Raw genomic sequence first — 17,334 nt, forward strand, 5'->3', positions numbered from 1 at the left:
CTGACCTCGTTTTGCCGGCGTTGTCATGATGCGCAAGCACACGCGCCTGATCGGCTGGGTCGTCGCCGTGCTGGTGATCCTCGCGTTCTGCCAGCTGGGCCGCTGGCAGCTGCAGCGGATGCATGAAAAACAGGCGCTGCTGGATCAGCAACTGCCGGCCCGTGCGCAGACTCTCAGCCTGGCCCAGGCGCAGGCCGCACCCGTGCAGCTGCGCTGGGTGGAGGACCACGGCCACTTCCTGCCCGGCACCGTGCTGCTGGACAACCAGACCCGCGAAGGCCGCGCCGGCATCAAGGTGTACCAGCCGTTCCGCAGCGATGGCGGCGCGGTGGTGCTGGTGGACCTGGGTTGGCTGCCGATGCCGGGCGACCGCACCCTGCCGGCCATCGTGCCGCGCGACGGCCCCGCCCAGGTGGCCGGCCTGCTGGCGCCGCCGCCGGCCAGCGGGCTCGTGCTGGGCCCGGCATTCACCGCGACCCCGCAACCGGGTGTGTGGCTGGCCAACCGCATGCCGCCCGATGAAGTCGCCTCCACGCTGGCACTGCCCGCGGGCAGCCTGCACGGCCCGGTACTGCGCCTGGACCCGGCGCTGCCCGGCGGCTACGCCCGCGACCTGGAGCTGCTGCCCAACACCCTGCCGCCCAGCCGCCACCTCGGCTACGCCGTGCAGTGGTTCGGCCTGGCCCTGACCGTGCTGACCGTCGCCCTCGTCCTCGAATGGCGCCGGCGGCGCCCGGCACGCCCCCTCCTTCCATGAGAAAATCCCACGCATGAATGCCATCACCCCGGAACAGCTCAAGGCCCGCAACCGTGGCCGCTGGACCCTGGTAGCCCTGTTCGGCCTGTTCTTCGGGGCCATGGCGCTGGCCGGCGTGCTGCGCTTCGCCGGCTGGCAGCCGGCCGCCCACCGCAACACCGGCGAAGTGTTCACCCCGGCGGTGGACGCGCGCGCGCTGCCGCCCACCCTGGCCAACGGCCAACCGTACCCGTGGAACCCCGATGCCCAAGTCTGGCGCATCCTGGTGGCGCCGGCCCCGGGCTGCGCGGCCGAGTGCGTCACTTTGTCGCAGGGATTGGACAAGGTGTGGCAGCTGTTCGGCCATAGGGCCGATAATGTCGAGATCCTGTGGCTGGGTACGCCGCCGGCCGAGGTCCAGGGCTTTCCCGCCCTGCGCGTGCTGGCCCCCCAGCCGAACCTGCGTGCCGTGTTGCCCGCCGTGGATGACGCCGCCGGCACGCCTGTGTATGTCATCGACCCGAACGGGTTCGTGATCATGCGGTATGCGCCGGGATTCGAATTGGCCGGTCTGCGCAAGGACATGGCCACGCTGTTGAAACTGAAGTGAGTTCCGTTTGATGAACCCCACCGCGCGCCCGGCGCTGCATCGCAATTTCCACCGTCTGGCGTGGTTCGCCCTGATCATGACGGCCAGCACGATCATGTTTGGTTCGTTCGTGCGCCTGTCCGATGCCGGCCTGAGCTGCCCGGACTGGCCGACCTGCTACGGCCGCGTGACCTGGCCGCAGCATGCGCAGGAAGTGATCGGCCACGAAGCGGCCAAGATCCGCCCGCTGGAAACCCACAAGGCGTGGCGCGAGCAGGTGCACCGTTTCCTGGCCGGCGCGCTGGGCATCGAAATCCTCACCCTGGCCCTGCTGGCCACGCGCCGCCGACGCTGGGGCACCACTGCCGTGGTTACCGCGTGCGTGCTGGTGGCCACCGGCATACCGCTGTACATGATGGGCATGCATGTCCTGGCCAGCATCCTGGCCATCACCGGCGAAGTGATCCTGCTGATCGCCGCGTTGCGCTGGAACAACATCGACCTCTCACGCGCGGCCTTGCTGACCCTGGCGGTGGTGATCTTCCAGGCGCTGCTGGGCATGTGGACGGTGACCCTGCTGCTCAAGCCCATCGTGGTCATGGGCCACCTGCTCGGCGGCATGCTGATGTTCGGGCTGCTGGTGTGGATGGCCTGGCGCGCCACGCACATGCCGATCACCCTGGTGCAGGCGCCGAAGCTGAAGTGGCTGCTGCGCATCGGCGTGGCCGTGCTGGTCATGCAGATCGCATTGGGTGGCTGGGTGAGCGCCAACTACGCCGCGCTGGCCTGCGGCGGCGGCAGTGCCTCGCTGGATAACTTCCCGCGCTGCGTCAGCCAGTGGTGGCCGCAGCACGACTTCAAGGAAGGCTTCACGCTGTGGCGTGGCATCGGCGTGGATTACGAAGGGGGCGTGCTCGATGGCGCTTCGCGTATCGCGATCCAGATGGCGCACCGCATGTTTGCCGTTGTCGTGGCGGTGTACCTGCTGTGGCTGGCGGTGCGCCTGTACCGGCTGCCGAGCATGCGTGGCTGGGCCAGTGCGCTGGGGCTGCTGGTCGTGGCGCAGATTACCCTGGGCATTCTCAACGTGAAGCTGGCGGTGCCGCTCGAAGTGGCAGTGGCGCACAGCGGCGGCGCGGTCGCGCTGCTGTTCGTGCTGGTCACGCTGATGGCCCGCCTGCGCGCGCCTTCCGACGTGGTGGATGAAGCCGCTGGGGCGACACCATGAGCGTCAGGCAGTATTGGGATCTGACCAAGCCGAAGGTCGTGGCCCTGATCGTGTTCACCGCGCTGGTGGGCATGTTCCTGGCCATCCCCGCGTTGCCCACCGCTGAGCAGGCCGTGCGCGGCGCGCTGGGCTTCCTCGGCATCTGGCTGGCGGCCTCGGCCGCAGCGGCCATCAACCAGCTGCTGGACGCGCAGATCGACGCGCAGATGGCGCGCACCTCGTGGCGGCCGCTGGTAGTGGGCAAGGTCAAGCCGTGGCAGGTGCTGGTGTTTGCCGGCGCGCTGATCGTGCTGTCGATGACCATCCTGGTGCTGTGGGTGAACGTCATCACCGCCGTGCTGACCTTCGCCTCGCTGATCGGCTACGCGGTGATCTACACCGTGTACCTCAAGCGCGCCACCTCGCAGAACATCGTGATCGGCGGTCTCGCCGGCGCCACCCCGCCGCTGCTGGGCTGGGCGGCCATCACCGGCATGCAGGGTCCGTGGGACTGGGCGTATGCCTCGCTGCTGGTGCTGATCATCTTCATCTGGACCCCGCCGCATTTCTGGGCGCTGGCAATCTTCCGCCGCGAAGATTACGCCAAGGCCAAGATCCCGATGCTGCCGGTCACCCATGGCGTGGCGTACACCCGCAAGTCGATCATGGCGTATTCCATCGTGCTGGCCATCGTCAGCATCCTGCCCACGGTGGTGGGCATGAGCGGGCTGTTCTACCTGGGCGGCGCGGTGGTGCTCAACGCCGTATTCCTCTGGTACGCCTGGCGCATGCTCAACCCACCGGACGAGCTGTTCTCGATGAAGATGTTCGGCTACTCCATCGTCTACCTCATGGCGCTGTTCGCGTTCCTGATGGTGGACCACTGGATGTTGCCGTTCCTTTGAGCTTCCTGCGCCAGCCTTGAAACCGGCCATCGCGTCGCCATTGCTTTCATGACCCCAACAGGACGTGACGGCATGAAGCGATGGCTCTGGATGGCTGTGATGGTAGCTTCGATGGTGTGCGGCACAGCCGCCGCCGTGCCGGCAGGCGGTGTCGGCGACACCGCAACGCAGATCGTGACCTTGGCGGGCAACCACCGGCTGGTGGTGCTCGGCGAATACCACGGTACCGCCGAAACGCCGCTGCTGGTGGCCGACCTGATGGAACGCTACAGCCGCAACAACGCGTCCGTGCGGCTGGGGTTGGAGCTGCCGATGAGCGAGAACGCCGCGCTGGCGCGGTACCTGCGCTCCAACGGTGATGCGGATGCGCGCGAAGCACTGCGCACCTCGCCGTTCTGGCGGGTGAAAGATGGCCAGCATGACGGGCGCCGTAGTCGCGACATGCTGGCGCTGATCGAAGCCCTGCGCGTGCTGCGGTCGCAGGGTCGAGATATCGCTGTAGCGGGCTACGATATTGAGATCAGCGCGTACGACAGCGACGTGGATCGCGACGCGGAGATGGCCACCCATGTGCGCCAACAGTTCAACGCGCTGCCCAGTGCGGCGCGGATGCTGGTACTGACAGGCAACGTGCATGCGATGCGCCACCCGTTCGAAGATGCGCCCCCGGAAATGAAGCATCGCACCATGGCGGCGTTCCTTCTGGACCTGCCGCTGTACAGCGTGCGCGTGGAGGCACTGCGTGGCCACACCTGGCATTGCATGAGCCCCTGCCGCGCGATGCCGCTGCTCGAGCGGCCAGCGCGCGATCCGGTTGCCGAAACGGACCCGGATCGCTCGTATGACGTATGGGTGTACCTGCCGGAGCTGAGCGTAGGCACATTGACTGACCGTTGACGCCGGTCGGCGCGGAGCACACTGGGCTGGCAACGGCATTGGTAGGGTCGCTTCCCAAACGACCGCCGGTAGCAATGATCAGCGCGGTTGCGGCATGACCCATGACGGAGTAATGCCGGACATGCCCCCGTCGAAACCGCAATTGCCATATGCCGCTTGCGACATGTTGTATCCAGTCTTGAGTGTCCATGCCGAATCCGAACGGAGCGCGGATCGTCCTGCCTTGGCGCATCAAGCACGGTCGCCTATAGGGAACCTCCGCGACGAAGTGTGGCCCCGATTTCCCGAGCACGTAACAAGACGCAGCGCCCACTTTCATTGGAAGCAGCTCCGTAGAACAGACCACGCGAGAATCTGCTCGCGCAATCTGCTGGAGTTCGAATGGCCTTTTACAAAGGCATCATGGGAGCGGTGGTAACAGCAACGGCGCTTTTCGCCAGTGCTGAAGCAGCTGCAGCGATGAAGGCACTAAGCCGTGCGAACTGCTTGCTCGCCGTCAAAGAATCGATCACATACGACCGGCCACTTTTCAGAAGACTGCAAGGATCAGCCGCAAGTACTCATCACGCGCAAGGTGAGTTGAGGCCAAGACACGTTGTGGGTGCGGCGAACAATGGAGCCTTCTGGTGGAGGTTTCGCGCATACGACTACTCCCATAGCGAGCGGATCACGGTGAAGGGGTATCACACCTGGATACTCCAGGGAGCGGTGAACACTCGCCACACATATGCAGTCGACTGCAGCCTGACCGAATGGTGAACTTGATGAAGTCTCTGACCATCCCCTTCTTGATTGCCGGGCTGCTGTGCAGCGCCCAAGGCCATGGCGCTCAGAACGAGGTAGATGCCGTAGGCAAGTGGCTTAACGAGCGCACCATGCGTGCCGCACTTGAAGACAGTAGTCCTGGTGCCCGCCGCGGGGAACTGGAAGGCACCTATCGCATCATTCCGTTGTCTGAGTTGGATGCACCGGAGGAGGTCAAGCAACACTTCCGTGCCGAGATGGCCAGGAACGCGTCAGGGGTGAAACAGGTCACCGATGGTGAGATTCCCTCCCAGGCGACAATGATCTCTTCATTGCCAAGGACCGTGCGTTCCAACGCCGAACTGCGTGGTCGGTTGCCTACTCCACCCACCGACCTGCAACGCACGATGCTCGGCGCAGCTGAGCTGATGGGAATGGAACCGAGCGGCGCTCTGGACGGCCTGAAGTCCAGTGGCCTGACTCGATTCTATCGTTTGAATGGAGTCGGAATCGTTGAGTTCAATGAAGACAATTATCGTACGCCGGGCACAAGCATCGAGGTAATTGCCGAACTACAGAACGCCCGCGTCAACGGTACGCCGGCGAAACTCGAACTGGTCGCTGATGACAGGGGTCGCAGCCGAGCAACGCTGGTCTGGGCTGGAGACAGCAAGGTCTACACGTTGATTGCCACTGGCGAAGGAGACGTGGGGCCCAAAGCCGCCGTGTTACAGGAGATCGCCGCGACCGTGAGGGACTGAAGCGGCGATAGCTCGCGGTCCCGCTGGTGGCAGCGACACCGCGCGGTAGGGTCGCTTCCCAAACGACCGCCGGTAGCAATGATCAGCGCGATGGCGGCATGACCCGGGCCGACGCCACGTCGCAAAGCGCAGTTCCGATGATTGTCATGCCCACCATCGGCTGATCACCGTTATCGGCGGTCGTTTGGGAAGCGACCCTACCAACATCGCCGCGTGCCGCGTGCCGCGTGCCGCGTGCCGCGTGCCGCGTACCGCGTGCTGCGCGATCAGTCCAATGGCGCGGGGTTCACCACGGGGTCGCGTGCGTAGCGCTGTGCGATCACCGCGCAGACGATCAGCTGGATCTGGTGGTAGATCATGATCGGCAGCACGATGGCGCCCAGGCTGCCGCCGGCGAACAGGATCTTGGCCATCGGCACGCCGGTGGCCAGGCTCTTCTTGGAACCGCAGAACAGGATGGTGATGCGGTCTTCGCGGTTGAAGCCCAGCCGCCGTGACAGGAAGGCAATCGTTGGCATGGCGATACCCAGCAGCACCGCCGCCACCACCGCCACGGTGAGCAGCGACAGCAGCGGGGTCTTGCTCCACAGCCCTTCGTTGACCGCTTCACCGAAGGCCGAATACACCACCAGCAGGATCGTGCCCTGGTCGGTGTAGCGCAGCAGCGCGCGCTGCCGTTCCACCCAGCGGGCGATCCACGGGCGTAGCAGGTGGCCGGCCACGAACGGCACCAGCAGCTGCAGCATGATGCTCAGGATGGCCTGGCCGGGGTTGTGCATGCCGCCTGCGGTGCCGGCTAGCAGGGCCAGCAGCAGCGGGGTGAGGAACACGCCGAGGATGCTGGACAGCGAAGCGCTGACCACCGCCGCCGGCACGTTGCCGCGCGCCAGCGAGGTGAACGCGATCGATGACTGGACCGTGGACGGCAACGCGCACAGGAACAGCACGCCGATGTACAGCTCGGGGGTGAGCAGCCAGCCACCCAGCGGCTTGAACGCCAGCCCGAACAGCGGGAACAGCACGAACGTGCAGGCAAGGATGGTCAGGTGCAGGCGCCAGTGCAGCAGCCCGGCCATGATCGATTCGCGCGGCAGGCGCGCGCCGTGCAGGAAGAACAGCGCAGCGATGGCCACGTCGGTGACATCGTCCAGCACCATGGCCGCAGGACCGTGCATCGGCAGGAACGACGCCAGCAGCACGGTGCCGAGCAGGGCGAGGGTGAAGTTGTCCGGTCGCAGGCGCGACCACCAGCGGGTCATGGTGGGCAGGCTCCTGTAGAGCAGGGGGAAAGGGGGTGAAGCGGCAGCAGGATCAACGCGCGGTGTCCTGCTCGAGCAGGGTGCGGGTCTGGGCCTCCAGCGAGGTCATGCCGGCCTCGCGGCCGAACTGCAGGGCCTGTTCGGTGGATGCGCCCTGTTGCGCTTTCATCAGGGCCAGCAGCGCGCCGACGCGGTTGCCGGAGGCACAGTGCAGCAGTACCGGGCCGTTTGCCCGGGCCAGTGCGGCCTGCAGGGCCTGCACCTTGGCGGGGGTCAGGCCGGCAGCACCGGCGACCGGGATGCGCACGTAGTGCAGGCCGAGCGACGCCGCCGTGGCGGTTTCGTCGAAGCCGCGGTCCTCGGTGGGTTGGCGCAGGTCGATCACGGTGGTGATGCCTGCCGTGGCGGCCTGCTGCAGTTGTGCTGCCGTCGGTTGTCCGCCGGTGTAGAGGTCTTCGGCAGGATTCCTGAAGGTTCGGGCGAGGTCGGCGTCGGCCAGCGAGGCAGGGCCTCGCTCTACCAGCCGAGCATCCAACCCGTCCTGCGTAGAGCGGGGCCCTGCCTCGCTGCTGGCCGGAGCAAGCAACACCAGGCACATCACACAGGCACTGAAGAAGGCGGGGCGGTTCCAACGTCGCATCACTTCACCTTCCTCCCTCATCGGTCAACGCAGCGTGGCGCGCGCCTTCAACAGCTCGCGCAGTTCGTACTTGTCAGTATCGTCCAGACCCTGCTGCCGCTGCTTTGCCTGAAGCTCCTCAAGACGTTGCAGCAACAGCTGTTTTTCCAGCTGCGCCACCGCATCGTGCAGTTCCTGGTTCCACATCGCCTCATCGCCGGGCAGCGTCTGCGCGGCCAGCTTGTGCAGCGATTCCTGCTCTTCGCGGCCTTCGAAGTGCTCCAGCAGTGCGCCGGTGCTGATGTCCGGGCGCTGTTCCACCAGCGTGAGAAGCTCGATCAGCAGCTCCACCCCGGGCAGGCGCAGGCCGCTGAAGTGGTGGCCTTCCAGCGTCATCGCCAGCGACGGCTGCTGCAGCAGGATGGCAATGGCCGCGCGTACCAGGCTGCGACGCTGCGCGGGTGCCACGGCGCGTGCCGGCGGGCGCGATGCCGGCGCGGCGGCTGGTTTAGCGCCCAGCCCGGTCAACGTGGCCAGCTGCTGCTTCATCAGGTCGCCGAAGGCGCCATCGGGAATCTGCGCCAGCATCGGCCGCGCGCGTTCGGCCAGGCGTGCCTTGCCATCCAGCGTGGCCATGTTCACTTCGCGGGTGAGCTCATCGAAGAAGAACTGCGACAACGGCGTGGCCTGCTTCAGGCGCTCGTCGAAGCCGTCCTTGCCTTCCTTGCGCACGATGGTGTCGGGGTCTTCGCCATCGGGCAGGAACAGGAAGAACGCCTGGCGGCCATCCTTCATGCGCGGCAGCACCGATTCCAGCGCGCGCCAGCCGGCGCGGCGGCCGGCGGCGTCGCCGTCGAAGCAGAAGAACACATCCGGCGCGTTGCGGAACAGAAGTTCGGCGTGGTCCGGCGTGGTCGCCGTGCCCAGCGTGGCCACCGCCTGGGTGACCCCGAACTGGAACAGCGACACCACGTCCATGTAGCCTTCGACCACGATCAGCCGCTCGATCTTCTGGTTGGCCTGGCGCACCTGCCACAGGCCGTACAGTTCGCGCCCCTTGTGGAACAGCGCGGTCTCGGGCGAGTTGAGGTACTTGGGGCCGTCGTCCTTCTCGAGCACCCGGCCGCCGTAGGCGATCACGCGCCCGCGCCGGTCGTAGATCGGGAACATCACCCGGTCGCGGAACTTGTCGTAGACATGGCCGCGGTCGTTCTTGGAAAACAGCCCGGCGCGGTCAAGCAGCTTCATGCGCCGCTCGTCCTTGCCCAATGCATCCTTCAGCGCGCTGTAGCCATCGGGCGCGTAACCGATTGCAAAGCGCGTGCGGTTTTCCTCGTCCACGCCGCGCTGGTCCAGGTAGGCACGGGCGGTGTCGCTGCCCTCCAGCGACTTCTGGAAGAAGCGCGTGGCCGCATCCAGCGCGGCGTACAGCTCGCGGCTGTCGTCCTGCTGCTGGGCGGTGCGCGGCTGCGTATCGCGTGGTACTTCCATGCCCACGCGCTTGGCCAGCTCATCGACCGCGTCGAGGAACTCGAGGCGGTCGTAGTTCATCAGGAAGCTGATCGCGGTGCCGTGCGCGCCGCAGCCGAAGCAGTGGTAGAACTGCTTGGTGGGCGAGACCGTGAACGAGGCCGAGCGCTCGTCATGGAACGGGCAGCGCGCCGAATATTCCTTGCCCTGGCGCTTCAGCGGCACGCGGCTGCCCACCACTTCGACGATGTCGGAGCGGGCCAGCAGGTCGTCGATGAATGCGTCGGGGATACGGGCCATGGGCAGCAGCAGGGGGCACGGCCGGCAACGGCCACGCACGGAAGCGGGGGACCCCGCTAGTCTACTAGCTGGCGGTGCCTTCGCCCGGTTTCGGCGGCACGATGCCGGCCTCGGCCAGGTGCACGCGGGCACGCAGGCGCTCGTCGATCACCGCCGTCATCAGCGCGCCCACGAAGAACACCACCGTGGCGTAGTAGATCCACACCAGCGAGATCACCAGCGCGCCCATCGAGCCGTAGGCGCTGCCCGGCGCCACCGTGGCGATGTACAGCCCGATGGCATAGCGGCCCAGCGCGAACAGCGCCGAGGTGATCACCCCGCCGATGAACGCCTGCCGCCAGGCCACGCGCCGGTCGGGCAGGTAGTGGTAGAGGAACGCGAAGCCCACCGTGTACAGCAACAGGCTGGTCAGGTAACCCACCGCCGGCAGCACCGAGGGCAGTTGCGCGAACGCCACCTGCAGCATGGTGGTGGCGGTCATCGACAGGATCAGCAGGAAGCCCAGCGCCAGCACCACGCCGAAGGAAAACACGCGCTTGCGCAGCCACGCCACGATGCCGTCCAGGCGTTCGCCGCTGGTGTTGAAGATCAGGTTGAGCGCGTTCTGCAGCTGGGCGAACACCGCCGTGGCGCCGATGAACAGCAATAACGTGCTCCACATCCCGGCCAGCGAGCCCATCGAGGGCTGGTTGTCGGCGTTCTTGAGCACGGTATCGGCCACGGTGGCCGCGCTGCTGCCGGCCACATCGTTGATCTGGCCGATCAGCGCCTGCTGTGCGGGCGGGTACAGCGAAGCGGTAAGCCACAGCAGCAGCACCAGCAACGGCGCCATCGACAGCAGGGCATAGAAGGACACCGACGCGGCCTGGGTCAGCACGTCCACATCGACGAAGCGTTTGCCCACGGCAACCGGAAAGCTGCGTTCAAGCCGGTCCACGTACTTGCGCAGGCGGGGCGGAACGCGGGAAGGGTCGTGCGCGGGCTCGGGCGCGGGAGAGGGCGGCAGCGAAGACATGCCTGGATTTCTAGCAGGCCCGGTTCGAAGACCGGGTGAAACGCGGGCCCATCAACGGTGGGCGCCTACCGGTAGGACACGCAAGGTGCGGCGAAAGCCGCACCTAACGTCGTTTACGACGGCCCGAAGGGTGCCCGCGCGCAGCGTGGGCATACCGTTGGTCGTGTCCCCCCGCTCACTCAACCGGCGAAGTGCGCCTTCACCAGCTTGGAGACCAGGCCCATGTCGGCCTGGCCGGCCAGCTTCGGCTTCAGTGCGCCCATCAGCTTGCCCATGTCGGCGGCGCTGGCGGCGCCGGTTTCGGCAACGGCGGCCTGGATCGCAGCCACGATCTCGGCTTCGCCCATCTTGGCCGGCAGGTAGGTGTCGATCACCACCACTTCGTCGCGCTCGATCTGCGCCAGGTCTTCACGCTGGGCTGCTTCGTACTGGCTGATCGAGTCCTTGCGCTGCTTGACCATCTTGTCGAGCACGGCGATCACAGCGGTGTCGTCCAGCTCGACGCGCTCATCCACTTCGCGGCGCTGGATTTCCGCCTTGATCAGGCGGATCACGGACAGCTTGTGCTTGTCGCCCGCCTTCATGGCGGCCTTCATGTCTTCGGTGAGCTGCAGCTTCAGGCTCATGGAACACCTCGTATCGATGAAAAGGGTGGAAACGCAAAAAGCCGGTAACGCTCGCGCGTTCCGGCTTCGGCTCCGCCGCGACAGGACAAGCCTGCCGCATCGAAGTTGCGTCCGATCAGTACAGGCGCTGACGCTTGGTGACGTCGCGCGACGAGCGGCGCAGCTGACGCTTCACAGCAGCGGCAGCCTTACGCTTGCGCTCCTGGGTCGGCTTTTCGTAGAACTCGCGCTTGCGGGTTTCGGCCAGCACGCCGGCCTTTTCGCAGGTGCGCTTGAAGCGACGGAGCGCAAACTCGAAGGGCTCGTTCTCGCGGACTTTAACGCTGGGCATGGAATCTCCGGGACACAGTAGAACCGGGTCACGCCCGGTGAGAGCCGCACATTATAGCGGCGAGAAAAGAAGTTGCAACCCACCCCGGCAAAGATCCTGGCCTGGGGTAGTGAAGGGCACGTCGGCGGTACGTCTGCCAAGGCCTCAAGAGGTCCATAATACCCGTTATGCGAGTCCTTGGTATCGAATCTTCCTGCGATGAGACCGGCGTAGCGGTGTATGACACCGCCGTGGCCGGCCCGGACGCCCTGCGCGCCCATGCCGTGTACAGCCAGATCGCCCTTCACGCCGAATACGGCGGGGTGGTGCCTGAACTGGCCAGCCGTGACCATGTGCGCAAGCTGCTCCCCCTGATCCGCCAGACCCTGGCCGAGGCCGGGCTGGGCGTGGGCGACATCGACGGGGTGGCCTATACGGCCGGCCCGGGGCTGGTCGGCGCCCTGCTGGTGGGCGCGGGCGTGGCCCGTTCGCTCGCCTGGGCGCTGGAGGTGCCTGCGGTGGGCGTCCACCATATGGAAGGCCATCTGCTGGCCCCCCTGATGGAAGACGACCCGCCGGAGCCGCCGTTCGTGGCCCTGCTGGTGTCCGGCGGGCATACCCAGCTGGTGGCGGTAGACCGGATCGGTCAGTACCGCCTGCTCGGCGAGACCCTGGACGATGCCGCCGGCGAAGCCTTCGACAAGACCGCCAAGCTGATGGGCCTGCCGTACCCGGGTGGCCCGCAACTGGCGGCCCTGGCCGAACAGGGCACCCCGGGCAGGTTCAAGTTCACCCGCCCGATGACCGACCGGCCCGGGCTGGATTTCAGCTTCTCCGGCCTGAAGACCCAGGTGCTGCTGGCCTGGCGCGACAGCGACCAGAGCGAGCAGACCCGCGCCGACATCGCGCGCGGCTTTGAAGATGCCGTGGTTGAAACGCTGGCAATCAAATGCGAGCGCGCGCTGGATGCAGCCGGTACCGACGTGATCGTGGTGGCCGGTGGCGTGGGCGCCAACAAGCGCCTGCGGGCCAAGCTGCAGCAGATGGCCGAACGCCGTGGCGGCCGGGCGTGTTTCCCGCGCCCTTCGCTGTGCACCGACAACGGCGCCATGATCGCCTTCGCCGGCGCGCTGCGCCTGGAGGCCGGCCAGCACAACCCGCCGCAGGTGCAGGTCACCCCGCGCTGGGACATGGCGACGCTGCCGGCGGTGTAGCAGATGGCCACCGCGGCCCATGGATTCGGGTAAGCGCATCGGATACGGCGTTGCGGGTCACCACCTCGCCAATGTGCAGCGGCACCAGAAACGCGGCGGAGATGCGTGCATTCCAGAGGTAAAGTTCGAGTGGTGTGCACTGTGTGCTGCAGGTGACTGCACAATCGAATGTGCGCAGCCGTTCTTCCGACAAAGCACGTCTTACTGCGTCTTCCATATGCACACTGCTGGCCCCTCATGTCCGATGGGTGGAGGATGGAGTGGCAGGCGGTGCTGTGAACATCAGGGATCAGGAGGCTGTTGCGAGGTTGTCTCAATCGATCTGCGGAGCCTGATTGACTGTCTCTATTGAATCGACCGCAAGAGCGAAACTCGTCCCAATTCCAGTCAACACTGGTTGACGGCGTAGCGCCGCCCACGTAGTTTCTGCCTCACGCGCCACCGGGACTCGCGGATGGGTATCCCATCTCCACCCGGGGACAAGAGGTAAAGCAAAGGGCCCCGCGCGGGGCCCTTTGTCTTTTTCGGCCCGCATTTCACATCGGGCGCCGTCAGGCACCGGTTCGAGGCACGTTCGGGGCCGTCCCGTTACCATGGTCGCCATCTTCTACGTGGCACTCCTATGGACAAGGTATTCATCGAAGGGCTCGAGATCGATGCCCTGATCGGGATCTACGACTGGGAACGGCGGATCCGCCAGACCCTGCGCTTCGATCTGGAAATGGGCTTTGACAACCGCAGGCCGGCGGCCAGCGACGATATCGCCGACACCCTGAACTACAAGGCCGTGAGCAAGCGCATCGAGCAGTTCGTGCGCGAATCCGACTTCGGCCTGGTTGAAACCCTGGCCGAGCGCATCGCCGAGATCGTGCTGCGCGAATTCAACGTGCAGTGGCTGCGCCTGAAGCTCAGCAAGCCCGGCGCGGTGCGTGGTGCCAAGGCCGTGGGCGTGATCATCGAGCGCAGCACCGCCTGAGGCACCGCTGCCCGGCACTGAACGCGCAGCTGTCGCACGGGCCGCGCCCCGGTCGCGCAGCTGTCGCAGGGGCCGCGACCCGGTAGCGCAGCTGTCGCAGGGGCCGCGACCCGGGAGCGCCGACTGTCAGTCGGCCCTCGCAATACCAAGAGAACCCGTAAACGATGGTAGACGCCGTAATCGCAGTACAACTCCTGGAAAACCTGCAGGACACCCTCGAACCCTGGCCTTGGGCCTATACCACCATCGTGCTGTGCGCATTGGCGCTGGCCGCGTGGCTGGCCAACTTCGTCACCAAGCGCATCCTGCTGCGCGGCCTGCGCCGCCTGGTGCGGCGCCTGCCCGGCACGGAAGGCGGCAGCAACCTGCGGGTGATCTCGCGGCTGGCCAACGTGGTGCCCAGCATGGTCATCGCCGCCGGCATCCGGATCGTGCCGGATCTGCCGCCACAGCTGGTGGGATTCGTCATCGGCGCCTGCCGGGCCTGGGCGGTCCTGACCGTCGCGCTGGCGGTCTCGCACGCGCTGGATGCGGCCAACGAGCTCTACGAGCGGCGCCCCGATGCCCGCAACAAGCCCATCAAGGGCTATCTGCAGGTCGTGAAGATCGTGGTCTTCGTGGCCGCAGGCCTGGTCATTGTTGCTGAACTGCTGGGCCTGAAGCTGGGCCCGATGGTGGCCGGCCTGGGTGCCGCCACCGCCGTGCTGATGCTGGTCTTCCAGGACACCATCCTGTCGCTGGTGGCCAGCGTGCAGATCAGCGGAGATGGTCGCGTGCGGCTCGGTGACTGGATCGAAATGCCCAGCCAGAACGCCGATGGCGATGTGATTGATATCGCCCTGCACACCATCACCGTGCAGAACTTCGACAAGACCATCACCACCATCCCGACCAAGAAGCTGGTCACCGAGTCGTTCAAGAACTGGCGCGGCATGCAGGAAGCCGGCGGCCGCCGGATCAAGCGCGCGCTGTACCTGGACCAGCACAGCGTGGGCTTCCTGGACGCGGCGGCATTGCAACGGCTGGAGCAGTTCGCGGTGCTGGGCGACTACCTGCGTGAGAAGCAGGCCGAGCTCACCCAGTGGAACACCCAGCTGCAGGCCCAGGGCGTGGCGGCGGTGAACGCGCGCCGGGTCACCAACCTGGGCACCTTCCGTGCCTACGTGGAGCGCTACCTGCGCCAGCACCCCGGCATCCATACGGATATGACGTTGCTGGTACGGCAGCTGCAGCCCACCACCGAAGGCCTGCCGTTGGAGGTGTACTGTTTCACCCGCACCACCGCCTGGGCGGACTACGAAGGCATTCAATCGGACGTGTTTGACCACCTGCTGGCGATCCTGCCGGCGTTCGGGCTGCGCGTATTCCAGGCCTCCAGTGATGCCATGTTGATGACCGCACAGCAGCAGCGGGCCGCCGCAGAGTAAGCTCCTGTGCCCCGCGCTTTGCTTTGCTGGCGGCGGGAACGCTAGAATCTCGGCCTTGTAAACGTTTTCATAAGGATAGCCGGTGGCCTCCGATCGCATCGAAACCCTCATTGCCCAGATGACCGTCGAAGAAAAAGTCGGCCAGCTGGGTGTGTTCGCGGACATGGTCCGGCCGTTCGCGCCGGACGTGAACCCCGAAGCCAATGTCAGCAACGCCGACCAGGTGCTGCAGCAGGTGCGCGAAGGCAAGGTGGGCTCGCTGTTCAACGGCGTGGGCGTCGAGGCCGGCCGCCGCATCCAGCAGGTTGCCCTGGAAGAAAGCCGCCTGGGCATTCCGGTGATCCTGGCCGCCGATGTCATCCACGGCATGCGCACCGTGTTCCCGATCCCGCTGGGCGAAGCGGCCAGCTTCGAACCGGACCTGGCCCAGCGCACCGCGCGCGCCACCGCCGTCGAAGCCACCGCGGCCGGCCTGCACTGGACCTACGCACCGGCGGTGGACATCGCCCGCGACCAGCGCTGGGGCCGCGGTGCCGAAGGCGCCGGTGAAGACGTGGTGCTGGGCTGTGCGTTCGCCGCCGCCCGCGTGCGCGGCTTCCAGGGGCCGGACCTGCGCGCCGCCGACGCGCTGCTGTCCACCCCCAAGCACTTCGCCGCCTACGGCGCGGTGATGGCCGGCATGGAATACAACATGGTGGACATCTCGCCGCAGACCCTGCGCGACGTGCACCTGCCGCCGTTCAAGGCCGCATTCGAGGCCGGTGCGATCACGGTGATGTCCTCCTTCAACGACATCAACGGCGTGCCCGCCAGCGCCAACGCCGAACTGCTTACCGACATCCTGCGCGGTGAGTGGCAGTTCCCGGGCGTGGTGATTTCCGATTACACCGCCGACATGGAACTGGTCGCGCACGGTTATGCCGCCGACGACCGCGACGCTACCGCCAAGGCATTCACCGCCGGCCTGGACCTGAGCATGCAGAGCGGCTTCTACGCCGAACACCTGCCGGGCCTGATCGACAGCGGCGAGGTGCCGATGGCCACGCTGGACGAATCCGTGCGCCGCATCCTCAACCTGAAGGAAGCGATCGGCCTGTTCGACGATCCCTACCGTTCGCTGGATCCGGTGCGCGAAGCCGATACCTCCTACATCGCCGCGCATGACGAACTGTCGCGCGATGCCGCGCGTCGCTCCATCGTGCTGCTCAAGAACGAAGGCAACGTGCTGCCGCTGCGGAAGGAGGGGCAGAAGATCGCCCTGATCGGCCCCTTCGTGCAGGACCGCGACAACATCGAAGGCTGCTGGACGCTGTTCGGCGACAAGTCGCGCTACGTCACCCTGGAAGCCGGCGTGCGCGCGGCGATCCGCGATGAAAGCCTGCTGGAGATCGTGCCCGGCTGCGACCTGGAAGCGGCCGTGCAGGACGGCATCGAACAGGCCGTCGCCGCCGCACTGCGTGCGGACGTGGTGGTGTTGGCGCTGGGCGAACCGCAGCGGTACAGCGGTGAGGCGCAGTCGCGCGTGGAAATCACCCTGCCGGCAGCGCAGCAGGCGCTGTCCGAGGCCGTGGCGATGACCGGCAAGCCGCTGGTGGTGCTGCTGCGCAATGGTCGCGCGCTGGCCCTGCAGGGTGCGGTGCGCAATGCGCAGGCCGTGGCCATCACCTGGTACCTGGGCACGCAGACCGGCCCGGCCGTGGCCGACGTGCTGTTCGGCGATTACAACCCGTCCGGCCGCCTGCCGGTGAGCTTCCCGCAGGTATCGGGGCAGCAGCCGTTCTTCTACAACCACCCGCGCACCGGCCGCCCGGAACTGCCGACCATGTCGGAGTTCAAGGCACGCTGGCGCGAAATCCCGAACGCGGCGCTGTATCCGTTCGGGCACGGCCTCGGCTACACCACCTTCGCTTACGGCGTGCCCCAGTTGAACAGCGCCCAGCTGGGTTGGGATGACACCCTGGAGATCACCACGACCCTGACCAACACCGGTGCGGTGGCGGGTGAGGAAGTGGTGCAGCTGTACATCCACGACCGCGTGGCCAGCCGCGTGCGCCCGGTGCGCGAGCTGAAGGATTTCCTCAAGGTGGCATTGCAGCCGGGCGAGAGCACGGACGTGCGCTTCACGCTGGATCGTCATGCGCTGGGCTTCACCGGCCGTGATGGCGTGTTCCGTGCGGAGCCGGGCCAGTTCGATGTGTGGGTGTGTGCGTCGTCTGCCGTCGGTGAGCCGGTGATCTTCGAGCTGCTGGCCAAGTGATGTGGCGCCGGGCCCTGCCCGG

At 66.4% G+C, this 17,334-nt stretch carries 16 protein-coding genes; 10 read left to right on the top strand and 6 right to left on the bottom strand.

Going from position 1 to position 17,334, the window contains the following annotated elements; all coding sequences use genetic code 11:
- Positions 1 to 25 precede the first annotated feature (25 nt).
- From BAY15_RS02710 to BAY15_RS02735, 6 genes are all read left to right on the top strand, one after another.
- Positions 26 to 757: an SURF1 family protein gene (locus tag BAY15_RS02710; protein ID WP_068848755.1), complete on the top strand. Its 732-nt coding sequence runs from the start codon at positions 26 to 28 to the stop codon at positions 755 to 757.
- A gap of 13 nt (positions 758 to 770) precedes the next feature.
- Positions 771 to 1,346: a hypothetical protein gene (locus BAY15_RS02715; RefSeq protein WP_068848757.1), complete on the top strand. Its 576-nt coding sequence runs from the start codon at positions 771 to 773 to the stop codon at positions 1,344 to 1,346.
- A 10-nt stretch (positions 1,347 to 1,356) separates the two neighbouring features.
- Positions 1,357 to 2,553, top strand: coding sequence for a COX15/CtaA family protein (locus BAY15_RS02720; protein ID WP_068848759.1), 1,197 nt, complete (start codon positions 1,357 to 1,359; stop codon positions 2,551 to 2,553).
- The gene (gene cyoE / locus BAY15_RS02725; RefSeq protein ID WP_068848761.1) at positions 2,550 to 3,437 is read left to right on the top strand and encodes a heme o synthase; all 888 of its coding nucleotides are present in this window, start codon (positions 2,550 to 2,552) and stop codon (positions 3,435 to 3,437) included. Before BAY15_RS02720 ends, cyoE begins: the two co-directional genes overlap by 4 nt.
- 72 nt (positions 3,438 to 3,509) lie before the next feature.
- Entirely contained in the window at positions 3,510 to 4,334 is an 825-nt protein-coding gene (locus BAY15_RS02730; RefSeq protein ID WP_068848763.1) for a calcium-binding protein, read from the top strand.
- Between the two features lie 764 nt (positions 4,335 to 5,098).
- Positions 5,099 to 5,839: a hypothetical protein gene (locus tag BAY15_RS02735; RefSeq protein ID WP_157771677.1), complete on the top strand. Its 741-nt coding sequence runs from the start codon at positions 5,099 to 5,101 to the stop codon at positions 5,837 to 5,839.
- A gap of 266 nt (positions 5,840 to 6,105) precedes the next feature.
- On the opposite strand, the gene BAY15_RS02740 is transcribed toward BAY15_RS02735, so the two are convergent.
- The 6 genes from BAY15_RS02740 to rpsU all read right to left on the bottom strand — a co-directional run bounded on the left by BAY15_RS02740 (position 6,106) and on the right by rpsU (position 11,459).
- Positions 6,106 to 7,098: a bile acid:sodium symporter family protein gene (locus tag BAY15_RS02740; RefSeq protein WP_068848766.1), complete on the bottom strand. Its 993-nt coding sequence runs from the start codon at positions 7,096 to 7,098 to the stop codon at positions 6,106 to 6,108.
- 52 nt (positions 7,099 to 7,150) lie between these two features.
- Complete coding sequence (locus tag BAY15_RS02745; RefSeq protein ID WP_237334307.1) at positions 7,151 to 7,738, bottom strand: beta-lactamase hydrolase domain-containing protein; 588 nt, start codon at positions 7,736 to 7,738, stop codon at positions 7,151 to 7,153.
- Between the two features lie 24 nt (positions 7,739 to 7,762).
- Positions 7,763 to 9,487 carry a DNA primase gene (gene dnaG / locus BAY15_RS02750; RefSeq protein ID WP_068848768.1) on the bottom strand — a complete coding sequence of 575 codons (1,725 nt, stop codon included), beginning with the start codon at positions 9,485 to 9,487 and terminating at the stop codon, positions 7,763 to 7,765.
- Between the two features lie 64 nt (positions 9,488 to 9,551).
- Complete coding sequence (locus tag BAY15_RS02755) at positions 9,552 to 10,502, bottom strand: YihY/virulence factor BrkB family protein (RefSeq protein ID WP_083214047.1); 951 nt, start codon at positions 10,500 to 10,502, stop codon at positions 9,552 to 9,554.
- Between the two features lie 179 nt (positions 10,503 to 10,681).
- On the bottom strand, positions 10,682 to 11,128 hold the full coding sequence (locus tag BAY15_RS02760) for a GatB/YqeY domain-containing protein (protein WP_068848770.1): 447 nt from the start codon (positions 11,126 to 11,128) through the stop codon (positions 10,682 to 10,684).
- Positions 11,129 to 11,243: 115 nt separating this feature from the next.
- Positions 11,244 to 11,459 (bottom strand): 30S ribosomal protein S21, encoded by a 216-nt coding sequence (gene rpsU / locus BAY15_RS02765; protein WP_002808376.1) that lies wholly within the window; start codon positions 11,457 to 11,459, stop codon positions 11,244 to 11,246.
- Positions 11,460 to 11,626: 167 nt separating this feature from the next.
- On the opposite strand from rpsU, the gene tsaD reads away from it, so the two are divergent.
- From tsaD to bglX, 4 genes are all read left to right on the top strand, one after another.
- Positions 11,627 to 12,652, top strand: coding sequence for a tRNA (adenosine(37)-N6)-threonylcarbamoyltransferase complex transferase subunit TsaD (tsaD, locus tag BAY15_RS02770; protein WP_068848772.1), 1,026 nt, complete (start codon positions 11,627 to 11,629; stop codon positions 12,650 to 12,652).
- A 622-nt stretch (positions 12,653 to 13,274) separates the two neighbouring features.
- Complete coding sequence (folB, locus tag BAY15_RS02775) at positions 13,275 to 13,628, top strand: dihydroneopterin aldolase (RefSeq protein WP_068848774.1); 354 nt, start codon at positions 13,275 to 13,277, stop codon at positions 13,626 to 13,628.
- 164 nt (positions 13,629 to 13,792) lie between these two features.
- Complete coding sequence (locus BAY15_RS02780; RefSeq protein WP_068848776.1) at positions 13,793 to 15,055, top strand: mechanosensitive ion channel family protein; 1,263 nt, start codon at positions 13,793 to 13,795, stop codon at positions 15,053 to 15,055.
- An 82-nt stretch (positions 15,056 to 15,137) separates the two neighbouring features.
- Positions 15,138 to 17,312, top strand: a complete 2,175-nt coding sequence (bglX, locus tag BAY15_RS02785; protein ID WP_068848777.1) for a beta-glucosidase BglX — start codon at positions 15,138 to 15,140, stop codon at positions 17,310 to 17,312.
- The last annotated feature ends 22 nt before the right edge of the window (positions 17,313 to 17,334 follow it).

Source organism: Stenotrophomonas rhizophila (assembly GCF_001704155.1).
GTDB classification, from domain to species: Bacteria; Pseudomonadota; Gammaproteobacteria; order Xanthomonadales; family Xanthomonadaceae; genus Stenotrophomonas; species Stenotrophomonas rhizophila_A.

Excerpts from the sequence above, each read along its gene's own strand:
- BAY15_RS02760 (WP_068848770.1), bottom strand. The coding sequence starts at position 11,128 with ATGAGCCTGAAGCTGCAGCTCACCGAAGACATGAAGGCCGCCATGAAG.
- BAY15_RS02715 (WP_068848757.1), top strand. The coding sequence starts at position 771 with ATGAATGCCATCACCCCGGAACAGCTCAAGGCCCGCAACCGTGGCCGC.
- BAY15_RS02735 (WP_157771677.1), top strand. The coding sequence starts at position 5,099 with ATGAAGTCTCTGACCATCCCCTTCTTGATTGCCGGGCTGCTGTGCAGC.
- BAY15_RS02740 (WP_068848766.1), bottom strand. The coding sequence starts at position 7,098 with ATGACCCGCTGGTGGTCGCGCCTGCGACCGGACAACTTCACCCTCGCC.
- BAY15_RS02755 (WP_083214047.1), bottom strand. The coding sequence starts at position 10,502 with ATGTCTTCGCTGCCGCCCTCTCCCGCGCCCGAGCCCGCGCACGACCCT.
- BAY15_RS02710 (WP_068848755.1), top strand. The coding sequence starts at position 26 with ATGATGCGCAAGCACACGCGCCTGATCGGCTGGGTCGTCGCCGTGCTG.
- dnaG (WP_068848768.1), bottom strand. The coding sequence starts at position 9,487 with ATGGCCCGTATCCCCGACGCATTCATCGACGACCTGCTGGCCCGCTCC.
- folB (WP_068848774.1), top strand. The coding sequence starts at position 13,275 with ATGGACAAGGTATTCATCGAAGGGCTCGAGATCGATGCCCTGATCGGG.
- BAY15_RS02780 (WP_068848776.1), top strand. The coding sequence starts at position 13,793 with ATGGTAGACGCCGTAATCGCAGTACAACTCCTGGAAAACCTGCAGGAC.
- BAY15_RS02720 (WP_068848759.1), top strand. The coding sequence starts at position 1,357 with ATGAACCCCACCGCGCGCCCGGCGCTGCATCGCAATTTCCACCGTCTG.
- rpsU (WP_002808376.1), bottom strand. The coding sequence starts at position 11,459 with ATGCCCAGCGTTAAAGTCCGCGAGAACGAGCCCTTCGAGTTTGCGCTC.
- tsaD (WP_068848772.1), top strand. The coding sequence starts at position 11,627 with ATGCGAGTCCTTGGTATCGAATCTTCCTGCGATGAGACCGGCGTAGCG.
- BAY15_RS02730 (WP_068848763.1), top strand. The coding sequence starts at position 3,510 with ATGAAGCGATGGCTCTGGATGGCTGTGATGGTAGCTTCGATGGTGTGC.
- cyoE (WP_068848761.1), top strand. The coding sequence starts at position 2,550 with ATGAGCGTCAGGCAGTATTGGGATCTGACCAAGCCGAAGGTCGTGGCC.
- BAY15_RS02745 (WP_237334307.1), bottom strand. The coding sequence starts at position 7,738 with ATGCGACGTTGGAACCGCCCCGCCTTCTTCAGTGCCTGTGTGATGTGC.